Raw genomic sequence first — 12,573 nt, forward strand, 5'->3', positions numbered from 1 at the left:
ATATTAGGCAAGCCGCTTCAAGCGGCAGGCCCGGCCCTATTGCCCCGAAAAATTACGGAAATCGATGATTTCTTCGCCTATTGTCGAGATGCCGCCGCGGCGTCGCGGCCTTAGCCGACGCCGAGCGCTTTCAACTTCCGGTGCAAGGCCGAACGTTCCATGCCAACGAACTCGGCCGTTCGGGAAATATTTCCTGAGAAACGGCTGATCTGTGCAATCAAATAGTCGCGCTCGAACACTTCGCGTGCCTCGCGCAGCGGCAGGCCCATGATGTGCTCGCCATTGTTGCTGGTCGGCATCGCCGGCACCATCGAGCCGACATCCTGCGGCAGCATGTCGGCGGTGATGATGACCTCCGGCCCACCGGCGGCCAGAATCATGACTCTTTCAACATTATTGCGGAGCTGACGCACATTGCCGGGCCAGACATGCGATTGCAGCACCGCCATCGCGTCCTGACCGATCTGGCGCCTGGGCAGGCCGCTGCCCGCCGAGATCTGCTCCATGAAATAGTCGATCAATTCCGGAATGTCCTCGCGCCGCTCCGACAGTGCAGGCACGCGGATCGGCACCACCGAGAGCCGGTGGTAGAGATCCTCGCGGAAGCGGCCGGCCGTGATCTCCTCTTCGAGATTGCGGGCGGTCGATGAGATGATGCGCACGTCGACCTGCACCTTGGCGGTACCGCCGACGCGCTGGAACGACTGCTCCACCAGCACGCGCAGGATCTTGTTCTGGGTCTCGCGCGGCATGTCCGCGATCTCGTCGATGAACAGCGTGCCGCCATGCGCTTCTTCGAGCGCGCCAGGCTTGCGCGGCTGCTCGCCGTTGGACTGCTCGACGCCGAACAGCTCATGCTCCATCCGCTCCGGCGTGATCGCGGCGGCGTTGATGACGACGAAGGGGCCGTCGGCGCGGCCCGAGGCGGCATGCAGCGTGCGCGCGGTCAGCTCCTTGCCGGCGCCGGCGGGGCCGACGATCAGGATGCGGCTGTTGGCCTTGGCCGCCCGCTCGATGGTCTGGCGCAGCTGGTTCATGCTGGGCGAGCGGCCGACCAGCTGGCTGGCGCTCGGCGCGAGCTGCTTCAGCTCCTTGACCTCGCGCTTGAGCCGCGAGTTCTCCAGCGCCCTGGTCGCGACCAGGATGAGGCGGTCGGCCTTGAACGGCTTCTCGATGAAATCGTAGGCGCCGCGCTTGATCGCGGCGACCGCGGTCTCGATGTTGCCGTGGCCGGAGATCATCACGACGGGCAGATCGGCATTGTCCTTCTTGACCTGCTCCAGGAGCTGCAGGCCGTCGAGCTTGGAGCCCTGCAGCCAGATATCGAGGAATACCAGGTGCGGCCGACGATTGGCGATCTCGGCGAGCGCCGAGTCGCTGTCGCGTGCGGTCCTTGTGACGAATCCCTCGTCTTCGAGAATGCCCGCAACGAGATCCCGAATATCGGCCTCATCATCGACAATCAGAATTTCACTTGCCATGGATCGCGCCTGTCTTGTCAGCTGCCTGTTGAGGCTTCGATTTTGGTTGAATCATTGGTCTTTTCAGCCGGCTCTTTGGTTCCGGCGGCCGGCTCTTTTGTTTCCCGGTTCTCGACGGATTCCGTCACCGTTTGCGTGATGTCGGCTTTGGAGGTCGTCTCGGTCGCGGCGTTGGCCGCCGGCACGTGCTCCGTTTTCGCGGGTTGCCCTGAGACGGCAAAGCGCATGCGCATCCAGGCGCCGCGCTGGCCTGCACGGAAGTCGGAGGCATCCTTCAGCTCGATCCGCCCGCCATGGTCTTCCAGCACGCGGCCGACGATGGCGAGCCCGAGCCCGGTGCCCTTGGCGCGCGTGGTGACGTACGGCTCGAGCAGGCGCGAGCGCGCGACTTTGGGCAGGCCGATGCCGTTGTCGATGACGTCGATCAGCACGTCGTCGCCTTCACGCGACACGACTACGTCGATCCGGCCCTTGCCACCGTCCTTGCCGAGCTCCTCGGGCGGGACCTGCTCGATCGCCTCGGTGGCGTTCTTGACGATGTTGGTGACCGCCTGCGAGATCAGGCGCCGGTCGAACTGGGCGCGCAGCGGATCCTGCTTGAACTCAGCCTCGATGTCGATCTCGGGATGGGCGACCTTCATCAGGAACACCGCCTGGCGCACGGTGTCGGCGACGTCCTCACCCTCCATCACGGGCTTGGGCATCCGCGCAAAGCGCGAGAACTCGTCGACCATGCGCCTGATGTCGTCGACCTGGCGCACGATGGTGTCGGTGCACTGATCGAAGATCTGCTTGTCCTTGTCCTCGGTGATGGTCTTGCCGAACTTGCGGCGGATGCGCTCGGCCGAGAGCTGGATCGGGGTCAGCGGGTTCTTGATCTCGTGGGCGATGCGGCGCGCCACGTCGCCCCAGGCCGAGGTGCGCTGCGCCGAGACCAGCTCGGTGATGTCGTCGAGCGTGATGATGTAGCTGTCGTGCGGCTGGTTCTTCTCGGCGCTGACGCGGACAGACAGGTTGCGCTCGGTGCCGTCGCGGGTGATCGTGATCTGGCCCTGCACCAGGCGCTGGGTCCCTTCCCGCGCGGTCTTCATCATCTCGTCCAGCTCGGGCAGCACGTCGGAGAGCGGGTGGCCGAGCGTCTCGGCTTCGGAATGCCCGATCAGCTTCTCGGCGGAGCGGTTGAGGATGCCGACGCTGCCGGACGCGTCGACGCCGATGATGCCGGCGCTCGCCGATGACAGCACCGCTTCGATGAAGCGGCGGCGGCTGTCGATGAGGTCGCTGGCGCTCACGAGCTCGTCGCGCTGGCTGCGCAATTCCTGCGTCATCTTGTTGAAGGTCTCGCCGAGCTGGGCGAGGTCGCCTTCCGACTGGTGCACGGGCACCTGGACGTGCAGGTCGCCGGTCGAGACCGTGTGGGCCGCATTCATCAGCCGCCGGATCGGCGAGACCAGCGAGTTGGCGAAATTGAGACCGATCAGCACCGAAGCCATCAAGATGGTCAGCGCGATCACCGCGAACATCAGCGCGAAGGCGACCTGGATACCGAGCCGGCGCGATTCGATCTGGGCGTATTCGGCGACGCTGACCTCGGTCTGCTTGAGCTGATTGACGACATTCGGATCAAGCGGCCGGGCGACATAGAGGAAGGTGTCGTTGAAGGCACGCAGGCGGATCACCGCGGCGACGAAGCTCGCATCGGGGAGCACCGCGATCTCGGGCTCGGCCTCGTTGACGTTGCTGAGAAAGTCGGGCGCGGGCGGCGAATAAGCGAGCCGCATGCCGGTGTCGGCGGATTCCAGAATGTTGGTGTTCTTGTCGATGATCATCGCGCCCGGCAGGTTGCGGGACGCGGCGCTCGCCGTCAGCATCTCGCGAAACGTGCGGCGGTCCTGGTCATAGAGCGGCCGGGCATGGGCGATGTCGTTGGCCATGCCGAGAATGTCGCCGCGGATCAGCTGCGCATGGTCCTGCATATAGGCCCGCGCGATCGTCAGCGAGTTCTGGATGACCTGCTTGGTCGGCCCGGAGAACAGCCGGTCGAGGCCGCGCTCGATGGTGACATTGGCGACGACGGCGACCAGCACCGCCGGCAGCACCGCGACGATCGAGAACAGGCTGACGATCTGGACGTGAAGACGCGCCGCCGCCCTGCCCCGCCGCCGCGCCAGGATCAGCTGCCAGAGTTCCCGGATGATGATCCCGACCAGCAGCAGGATCGTGGCGGCATTGATCAGATAGAATGTGCGGACCACCCCGGGGGTCGGCTCGATCGTGCTCAGACCGGTCAGGACCAGGAAGGTCAGGAAGGCCGACAGCAGCGCCAGCGCGACGGCAAAGGGCGCCAGCCAGCGTCGCACCGACCAACGCCGGGGCTCTTCCGCTGGGGCCGTGTCAAAGTGTGCGGCCGAGGTCTCTGCGCTGGTCATTCCGGCAATGGCGGTGCTGAAAACGGGTCCGCGGACGCGCGGATACTGATGTATTCGTACCACATTGTTGCCGAATTGCGACAATTCCGCGGCGCCTTGGCCGCGGCCGCCCCGCGCAATTCACAGGCACATGCGGAGGGACGGGAACGGATTCCCGCCATTCCGGCTTGATCAGCATGGATAAGATCTGTCTCGCGACGATGGTTTCGGCCGTTCTGCTGCTGATCGTGGCCTCCGACCTCCTGGTCAACGGCCTCGGCCATAAGCAGGACCCGGTGACTCTCGCCAGCGTGATGCCGGCATCTGGGCGGCTGGTCAGATAGATGTGATGCCGCGCGCTGCGGCCTAACAAATTTAAATGGACGACCGGAACATTTGGGCCCAGCGCGGACTTCTGCTCACCGCGTCAGCCACAACGGCCAGCGCGATCCGGACAGGCTCAGCTCTGCCTTGGTAGGGGGAGCTGAGCCACCGGCCGCCTCGAAAGATTACCCCCCGCTCCGATACACCTGGATGTCGAGGTCCCGGATCTTCTTCCGCAGCGTGTTGCGGTTGAGACCGAGCAGGTCCGCGGCGCGGATCTGGTTGCCGCGGGTGGCGGCGAGCGCCGCCGTCAGCAACGGCACCTCGATCTCCTTGAGGATGCGGTGATAGAGGCCCGGCGGCGGCACGCCGTTCGGGAAGCCCTGGAAGTGCGAGGACAGATACGCCTCCACGGCGCCGCCGAGATTGTCGACGCCCTGCTGGACCGCGGCGCCCGGGCTGACCGAGGGCGGTGCGAGCTCGCCATCGATGACGGAGGACGTGATCACGTCCTGCGGATAGAGCGCGGCGAGGCGTCGGGCGAGGTTTTCTAGCTCGCGCACGTTGCCGGGCCAGCGGTGCTGCTTCAGCCGCTCCAGCGCCAGCGTATCCAGTTTCTTCGGCGGCAACCCGTCCTTCTCGGCCAGCGTGAAGAAGTGCCGCACGAGATCCGGCAGGTCCTCGATGCGCTCGCGCAACGGCGGCAGCCGCAGCGGAACGACGTTGAGGCGGAAGAACAGGTCTTCGCGGAACAGGCCCTGCTGGATTAGGACGCGCAAATCCTTGTTGGAGGCCGCGACGATGCGCACGTCGGTCTTGATCGGGGTACGGCCGCCGACGGTGGTGTATTCGCCCTGCTGCAACACGCGCAGCAGGCGGGTCTGCGCCTCCATCGGCATGTCGCCGATCTCGTCCAGGAACAGCGTGCCGCCTTCGGCCTGCTCGAAGCGGCCGGAGGCGCGGGTGTTGGCGCCGGTGAAGGCACCGCGCTCGTGGCCGAACAATTCGGACTCGATGAGATCGCGCGGGATCGCTGCCATGTTGACGGCGACGAACGGGCCGTTGCGGCGCTTGCCGTAATCGTGCAGCGCGCGCGCCACCAGCTCCTTGCCGGTGCCGGACTCGCCCGTGATCATCACGGTGAGGTCGGTCTGCATCAGGCGCGCCAGCACGCGGTAGATTTCCTGCATCGCCGGCGAGCGGCCGACCAGCGGGATCGCCTCCATCTCGGCGTCCTCGTCCGGCGTCGAGGTCCGCTCCTTTGGCTCGGCCAGCGCGCGGCCGACGATGGCGATCAGCTCCTTCAGATCGAACGGCTTCGGCAGATATTCATAAGCGCCGCGCTCGGAGGCGCGGATCGCCGTCATGAAGGTGTTCTGCGCGCTCATGACGATGACGGGGAGGTTCGGCCGCATCTTCTTGATCCGCGGCAACAGGTCGAAGGCGTTTTCGTCCGGCATCACCACGTCGGTGATGACGAGATCGCCCTCGCCCTGGCTGACCCAGCGCCACAGCGTCGCGGCATTGCCGGTCAGCCGCACTTCGTAACCGGCGCGGGACAGTGCCTGATTGAGAACGGTGCGGATGGCGGTATCGTCATCGGCTACGAGAATGCTACCTGCGGGCATTGTTAATCCTCATTTTGCCCCCTGTGACGCAGGCGACGACTTCCCGGCAGAGCCGTCGCGACTGCTTTGATCGGCGTGTTTCACCGATGTGGAATACATCGGCATCAGCACGCGGAAGGTGGTCTTGCGCGGCTGAGATTCGCATTCGATGATGCCCCCGTGATCGCCGACGATCTTGGCAACCAGCGCCAGGCCGAGACCCGAGCCGGTCTGCTTGGTGGTCACGAAGGGGTCGAACAGGTTGGGCAGAAGATCGTCGGGCACGCCGGGTCCGTTGTCCTTCACGCAGAATTCGAGCGGAAGGGATACCCGGGATTTTTGACCGGGGACTGACAGGCGCACACCGGGACGGAACGCGGTGGTGAGCTGGATCTCGGCGTCGGGCACGTCGATCAACGCTTCGGCGGCGTTCTTCACGAGATTGAGGAACACCTGGATCAGCTGGTCCTGGTTCGCCAGCACCGGCGGCAGCGACGGATCGTAGTCCTCGATGAAGCGGATGTTGCGGGCAAAGCCCGACTGCGCCAGCCGCTTCACGTGATCGAGCACCGAATGGATGTTGACGGGGCCGCGCACCACGGGGCGCTCGTCGCCGAACACCTCCATGCGATCGACCAGCGTCACGATGCGGTCGGCCTCGTCGCAGATCAGCCGCGTCAGCATGCGGTCCTCGGACGAGGCCTGCTGCTCGAGCAGCTGTGCGGCGCCGCGAATGCCCGACAGCGGATTCTTGATTTCATGCGCGAGCATCGCTGCTAGCGCTATCACCGAGCGCGCTGCGCTGCGGTGGGTGAGCTGCCGATCCATCTTGTCGGCGATGGTGCGCTCCTGCAGCATCACCACGATATGGCCGGGCCGCTCGGTGAGCGGCGCGACATGCAGGTCGACCTGGCGGTCGCCGCCCATGCGCGGCGTACCGAGATCGACCTTGTATTCGTTGACCGGCGAGTTCGACGAGCGCACCTGGTCGATCAGCGCCAGCAACGGACTTCCGAACGGCACCAGCTCCTTCAACGACTGCCGCTTCAGGAATTGCGTCGAGATCTCGAAGAAGGCTTCGGTGGCGATGTTGGCGGCGACGATCTTGCCGTCCGGCCCGATCATGAGCACGGGGTTGGGCAAGGCATCCAGGATGGCGTCGCTGTCGGACTGAAGCGGCCGACGATGTTCAGCGGCTGAGCTCATGCAGCAGCGCTCCATGCGAAGTCGTCGAAGGCGTCTTGCAGTGAATCGTGAACGAGGCGCGGATCCTCCGAGACCAGGATTTTCTGCCGCCAGGATTTCAGCTTCTCGGCCGGCGCGCGGCTCGCCTGCGCGGCGACGTCGAGCGCCCAGCCCAGATGCTTGCGGGCGTGCCTCAGCCCGATGCGCAGACCATAGAGCGCACACACGCCTTCATAGAGCGTGCGGACATAATGCAGCTGCGTTTCGAGCGAGGGCGCGGCTTCCTCGGCCCCGCCCTTCAGGCGGCGGCCGATCTGGCCCGGCAGCCAGGGCTGGCCCTGCGCGCCGCGGCCAATCATCACGGCGTCGGCGCCCGAGGCGTCCAATGCCGCGAGCGCCTTCTCGTAGGAGGTGATGTCGCCGTTGACGACGAGCGGAATGGAGACGGCCTCGCGCACGGCGCGGATCGCATCCCAATCGGCCTCGCCCTTGTAGAACTGGCAGCGGGTGCGGCCGTGCACGGTGACGAGCTTGACCCCGGCGGCCTGCGCGCGCCGCGCCAGCTCCGGCGCGTTGCGGCTGCGGTCGTCCCAGCCGAGCCGCATCTTCAGCGTCACCGGCACCTTCACCGCCGCGATCGTCGCCTCGATCAGGCTGACGGCATGGTCGAGGTCGCGCATCAAGGCCGAGCCGGACTGGCCGCCGGTAACGTGGCGGGCGGGACAACCCATGTTGATGTCGATGATATCGGCGCCTTCCGCTTCGGCGATCCGGGCGCCTTCGGCCACCCAGTGCGTCTCGCAGCCGGCGAGCTGGACCACGTGCGGGCCGATGCCGGTGGCTTCGCAGCGCAACCGGGACATCCGGTGGCCGTTGGCGAGCTCATCGCTCGCAGTCATTTCGGACACGACGAGACCGGCTCCAAGCTCGGCAGCCAGCCGGCGGACGGGCGAGTCAGTCACACCCGACATCGGTGCCAGGAAGACCGGGGCGGCGACTTCAATATCGCCTATTTTCAACGGCTTAGAGCCTGATACTGCCGAGCCGGTCACGGGGGTCTCGTTGACTGGGCAGGGCCTCATCGCGCCTGCCATGATCTATCTTGCGCACAATTCTTGTGCAGTCAAGCGTCATGCCTACAGTTTAGACAGTTCTGTAGATCTTTCAAGTGCAGTGCAGCAAAATGCTGTTTCCCACAATCCGGGGAAACCCCTTTTTTTGCGGGCCTGCCGTGCTAGAGGCATGCCGGCAAATCACCCCTGCTCTTTCATTGGCAACTGAGTATTTGAGTCCTATGGCGAAATCACAGCGCACCGCGGTCGTCCTCGTCGCAGCCGGGCGTGGATTGCGCGCCGGCGCCGGCGGGCCGAAGCAATATCGCGAGATCGGCGGCCTGCCCGTGATCCACCGCGCCATGGAGGCCTTCAGCCGCCACGCTGATGTGTTCGCGGTGCAGCCGGTGGTGAACCCCGACGACAATGCCATGTTCACGGCAGCGGTCGCAGGGCTGAGGCACGAGCCGCCGGCCAATGGCGGCGCGACGCGGCAGGCTTCGGTGCTCGCCGGCCTCGAAGCGCTGGCCAAGCACAAGCCGGATATCGTGCTGATCCACGACGCCGCGCGGCCCTTCGTTTCGGAAGGCGTAATCTCGCGCGCGATCGAGGCGGCGAGCCGCACCGGTGCTGCGATCCCCGTTGTTCCCGTCACCGACACCATCAAGGTCACCGGCGAGAGCGGCAACGTCGAGGCCACGCCGGACCGCGCTTCCTTGCGAATCGCACAGACGCCGCAATCCTTTCGTTTCGACGTCATCCTCGAGGCGCATCGTCGCGCGGCAAGGGATGCACGCTCGGATTTCACCGACGATGCCGCGATTGCCGAATGGGCGGGATTGACGGTCGCAACCTTTGAAGGCGATGTTGCCAACATGAAGCTCACCACTCCCGAGGATTTCGTGCGCGAGGAAGCGCGCCTGGCCGCCCAGCTTGGCGACATCAGGATCGGCACCGGCTACGACGTGCACGCCTTCGGCGAAGGCGACCATGTCATGATCTGCGGCGTGCGCGTGCCGCACACCAAGGGTTTTTTGGCTCATTCCGACGGCGACGTCGGCCTGCATGCGCTGGTCGACGCCATTCTCGGCGCGCTCGCCGACGGCGACATCGGCTCGCACTTTCCGCCGAGCGATGCGAAGTGGAAGGGCGCCTCCTCCGACCAGTTCCTGAAATATGCCATCGAGCGCGTCGCAGCGCGCGGCGGCCGCGTCGCCAATCTCGAGGTGACGCTGATCTGCGAGCGGCCGAAGATCGGCCCCTTGCGCGACACCATGCGCGCGCGCATCGCCGAGATCTCCGGCGTCGACATCTCGCGCGTCGCGGTAAAGGCGACCACCAGCGAGCGGCTCGGCTTCACCGGCCGTGAGGAAGGCATCGCGGCCACCGCGAGCGCCACCATCCGCCTGCCCTGGGGCGTGTAAGGCCATGGGCGGCAGCGACGCACGCGCCCTCTCCCGCTCGCTGCTGGATCTGTGTCGGATGCGCAAGCTGACGATCGCGACCGCCGAATCCTGCACCGGCGGTCTCGTTGCGGGCGCGCTGACCGACATCCCCGGCTCGTCCGATGTCATCGACCGCGGCTTCGTCACCTATTCCAACGAGGCCAAGCGCGCGATGCTTGGCGTCGAGGCGAGCACGCTTGCGAATTTCGGTGCGGTGAGCAAGGAGACCGCGACCGCGATGGCGATCGGTGCGCTGGAGCGCGCCGATGTCGATCTCGCCGTCGCCATCACCGGCATCGCCGGCCCGGGCGGCGCCACGCCCGGCAAGCCGGTCGGTCTGGTGCACTTCGCCGCTGCCGCGCGCGACGGCCGCATCATCCACCGCGAGCACCGCTTCGGTGCCATCGGCCGCAGCGCGGTGCGCGCCCGCTCGGTCGTCGAGGCGCTGCGCATGCTGATGGATCTGGCCCGCGGCCCGCAAGTCGCGGCCAAGCCGCAACGAGCCGCGGCAAGCCGCCTGCGCCCCCGCGTGACCCGCTCGCCGCGCCGACATGTGGTGAAGCGCCGGCCGCCTCGTTCGCCGCGGGGATAAAACGCCTCAGGCCGCCGCCGCAAGCAACGCGCTCGCATGATCGAGCACGCACTGCTTGACCGCGTCGGCTTCAGACGGCTTCGCCTTTGCGCGAACCGTCAACTCCAGGATCGGTGCCGCGGGATTGGCGACATCGAGAACCTTGGTGACGGAGACGGCAGGCGCAGCCTGCTCGTCCATGCGGGAGTCATTGCGCAATTCCTTCAGGATGCGATCGGCCAGCGTATTGGCCGCGCCGGCGGGGACCGGAAACGTCACCTTGACCTCGCCCGTGCCGGGATAGGCGCTATGGTTGATGATGGCCGCGCCCCAGACCTGTCCATTCGGCAACAGGATCTGCGTGTTGTCGGGCGCGACCAGCTCGGTCATGAACAGCGACAGCGACCTCACCTTCCCCGCCTTGCCGGCGACCTCGACATCGTCGCCGATGTGAAAGGGCCGGAACAAGAGCAGCATCACGCCGGCGGCGAGATTGGACAACGTGCCCTGCAAGGCGAGACCAATGGCGAGCGAGGTCGCGCCCAGCACGGCGACGAGGCTCGCCGTCTGGATGCCGAAGAGCTGCAGCACGGCGATGCCGACGACCGCGAGCACGCCATAGCGCGCAAGGCTGCCCACGAACAGCGTCACCAACGGGTCGACGCGGTGCGTGACGCTGAGGACGCGCGTGACGAAGCGCTGCATCGCGCCGGACAGATACCAGCCGACCGCGAGCAACAGGATCGCGTAGATCGCGTTCAGCCCGTACAGGACGAGCGACGCTTTCAGCGTGTCGAAATTGATGGTCATGGCGGCTCCAACCCGGACTCGTCGGTTGAGAACGCGCCGCAATGCGAAATGATCCCCGCGACGGCTGAGGCGGAACACGGGAGGAAACTCTTGGTAGGGCGGATTAGCCGACCAGATGCGCCACGCGCATCTGGTCGGCGCAATCCACCTCGTCTGTCCCGCGGCGGCAGACATGGTGGATTACGCCTTCGGCACATCCACCCTACGAGATCTTGCGCTGCCCGACGGGCAAAACACTCAAGCGAGCGGTCAATCCACCCTCGCGGAAATATTCGCCTTTACAGAATTTCGGCTTTGTCGCATTCTCGTCGCACCTCATCCCTTGTCAGAGGGGCGTATCGCGATCGTCACGAACGCGGGGTGAGCTGCGGTGGACGCATGTCACATCGGCGCGAAGGGTTCGCAGGGCGGGCAACCGTGAGCGAAAACCGTCGCGCACACGACCGGTGTGATTTGCGTACGGCAAAACCGTGTCGTCCTGACGCCCGGGGTCTGTGCGTCAAGTCTTGCGGTGATGTGGCGGTCCAACCGGACGCGCGCGTCAGCTATCGGCAAGGCGACGGGGGCAATAGTGCATCGCTCCCCGGGGAGAACTCGGCATAAGCCGTCAAACCACTGCGCAGGGAAGGCCGGTTGTTGGGCTTCACCTGTATGCCGCTGTGCAGCCTCTTGTAGCGCAACCTTCGCACAGTGGACCGTGGGTGCCCGGCCGGCACCCGGCCTTCCCTGCGCCTTCTGACATTTGAGGGCGTCATGACAACGCAAAGCTCGGGCAGGAACTGTCGCGAGGCTGCAGCGTTATGTTCCGTTTTCAGAAAGCATGCAAATTCGTCGATTCCGATCGGAACGCCCATGCGAACGGCGCGACCCAACCTCATCGCTGGTGTCCGATCTTGCACGGAAAAATATTGGCGCAATAATGCCGACTTAGGTTGTGCTCCGGAATCAACCGGACCAGCATCGTGGAGGGCGACGCAATTGTTCGCTCGCGTCGCGGCCTCGGCCGCCGTGATCATCACTTTGGCCGCCATTGATGGTGCGTCCGCGCAAATGGCCAACCAGCCGCCGGACACGATGGCAGCGCGGGTGGAGGCGTGCACGCCCTGCCATGGCAACAAGGGCGAAGGCACCAGCGACGTCTATTTCCCGCGCCTCGCGGGCAAGCCGGCCGGCTATCTCTACAACCAGCTTCTCGCCTTCCGCAGCGGCCGGCGCAAATATCCACCGATGAACTATCTGCTGGAATTTCTGCCCGATCCATATCTCGAAGCGATGGCCGAGTATTTTGCCAACGAGCATCCGCCACTGCCGCAGCCGGCGCCGAACGAGGTCAGCAAGGACGTCCTCGCACAGGGCGAACGGCTCGCCACCAGCGGCGATGCCAATCGCAACATTCCGGCATGCGTGAGCTGCCACGGCCCCGGCCTGACCGGCATGCAGCCAGGCATCCCCGGCCTGTTGGGCCTGCGCGCCGCCTATGTCAGCGCCCAGCTCGGCGCCTGGCGCTACGGCACCCGTACGGCGAAGTCGCCGGACTGCATGCAGCTCGTCGCCGGCCATCTCACCGAGGCCGATGTCACGGCGGTCGCGGCCTGGCTCGCGACGCGGCCTGCGCCCGCCAACCCGGCCCCCGTCCCGAAAGGCACCTACGCCCTGCCCTTCGGCTGCGGCAGCCAGCCCAACTGACGAG

11 protein-coding genes are annotated in these 12,573 nt (G+C 65.8%); 5 read left to right on the forward strand and 6 right to left on the reverse strand.

Annotated elements, in window-relative coordinates; genetic code table 11:
• Positions 1–110 precede the first annotated feature (110 nt).
• The gene (gene ntrX, locus ACNJYD_RS19455) at positions 111–1,481 is read right to left on the reverse strand and encodes a nitrogen assimilation response regulator NtrX (protein ID WP_172788962.1); all 1,371 of its coding nucleotides are present in this window, start codon (positions 1,479–1,481) and stop codon (positions 111–113) included.
• A gap of 17 nt (positions 1,482–1,498) precedes the next feature.
• Positions 1,499–3,910, reverse strand: coding sequence for a sensor histidine kinase (locus ACNJYD_RS19460; protein ID WP_212257058.1), 2,412 nt, complete (start codon positions 3,908–3,910; stop codon positions 1,499–1,501).
• Positions 3,911–4,086: 176 nt separating this feature from the next.
• Here ACNJYD_RS19460 and ACNJYD_RS19465 point away from each other — a divergent pair, with 176 nt between their 5' ends.
• Positions 4,087–4,233, forward strand: a complete 147-nt coding sequence (locus tag ACNJYD_RS19465) for a hypothetical protein (protein ID WP_172788964.1) — start codon at positions 4,087–4,089, stop codon at positions 4,231–4,233.
• Positions 4,234–4,398: 165 nt separating this feature from the next.
• Here the strand turns inward: ACNJYD_RS19465 and ntrC are convergent, their stop codons facing one another.
• From ntrC to dusB, 3 genes are read right to left on the reverse strand one after another with little or no spacing between them, the layout of a single operon-like run.
• Positions 4,399–5,841: a nitrogen regulation protein NR(I) gene (gene ntrC / locus ACNJYD_RS19470; RefSeq protein ID WP_128261688.1), complete on the reverse strand. Its 1,443-nt coding sequence runs from the start codon at positions 5,839–5,841 to the stop codon at positions 4,399–4,401.
• Between the two features lie 9 nt (positions 5,842–5,850).
• On the reverse strand, positions 5,851–7,026 hold the full coding sequence (locus ACNJYD_RS19475; protein ID WP_172788966.1) for a two-component system sensor histidine kinase NtrB: 1,176 nt from the start codon (positions 7,024–7,026) through the stop codon (positions 5,851–5,853).
• The gene (dusB, locus tag ACNJYD_RS19480; RefSeq protein WP_439367496.1) at positions 7,023–8,024 is read right to left on the reverse strand and encodes a tRNA dihydrouridine synthase DusB; all 1,002 of its coding nucleotides are present in this window, start codon (positions 8,022–8,024) and stop codon (positions 7,023–7,025) included. Before dusB ends, ACNJYD_RS19475 begins: the two co-directional genes overlap by 4 nt.
• Before the next feature lie 275 nt (positions 8,025–8,299).
• On the opposite strand from dusB, the gene ACNJYD_RS19485 reads away from it, so the two are divergent.
• Positions 8,300–9,481: a bifunctional 2-C-methyl-D-erythritol 4-phosphate cytidylyltransferase/2-C-methyl-D-erythritol 2,4-cyclodiphosphate synthase gene (locus tag ACNJYD_RS19485; protein WP_439363031.1), complete on the forward strand. Its 1,182-nt coding sequence runs from the start codon at positions 8,300–8,302 to the stop codon at positions 9,479–9,481.
• Positions 9,482–9,485: 4 nt separating this feature from the next.
• Positions 9,486–10,094: a CinA family protein gene (locus ACNJYD_RS19490; protein ID WP_157284384.1), complete on the forward strand. Its 609-nt coding sequence runs from the start codon at positions 9,486–9,488 to the stop codon at positions 10,092–10,094.
• A 6-nt stretch (positions 10,095–10,100) separates the two neighbouring features.
• Here the strand turns inward: ACNJYD_RS19490 and ACNJYD_RS19495 are convergent, their stop codons facing one another.
• Complete coding sequence (locus ACNJYD_RS19495; protein WP_260379140.1) at positions 10,101–10,883, reverse strand: mechanosensitive ion channel family protein; 783 nt, start codon at positions 10,881–10,883, stop codon at positions 10,101–10,103.
• A gap of 115 nt (positions 10,884–10,998) precedes the next feature.
• On the opposite strand from ACNJYD_RS19495, the gene ACNJYD_RS19500 reads away from it, so the two are divergent.
• Both ACNJYD_RS19500 and ACNJYD_RS19505 read left to right on the forward strand, forming a co-directional pair.
• Positions 10,999–11,247, forward strand: a complete 249-nt coding sequence (locus ACNJYD_RS19500; protein ID WP_439363032.1) for a hypothetical protein — start codon at positions 10,999–11,001, stop codon at positions 11,245–11,247.
• A 614-nt stretch (positions 11,248–11,861) separates the two neighbouring features.
• Positions 11,862–12,569 carry a c-type cytochrome gene (locus ACNJYD_RS19505; protein ID WP_439363033.1) on the forward strand — a complete coding sequence of 236 codons (708 nt, stop codon included), beginning with the start codon at positions 11,862–11,864 and terminating at the stop codon, positions 12,567–12,569.
• Positions 12,570–12,573: the final 4 nt, after the last annotated feature.

It is taken from the genome of Bradyrhizobium sp. SPXBL-02, assembly GCF_051853065.1.
Taxonomy (GTDB): domain Bacteria; phylum Pseudomonadota; class Alphaproteobacteria; order Rhizobiales; family Xanthobacteraceae; genus Bradyrhizobium.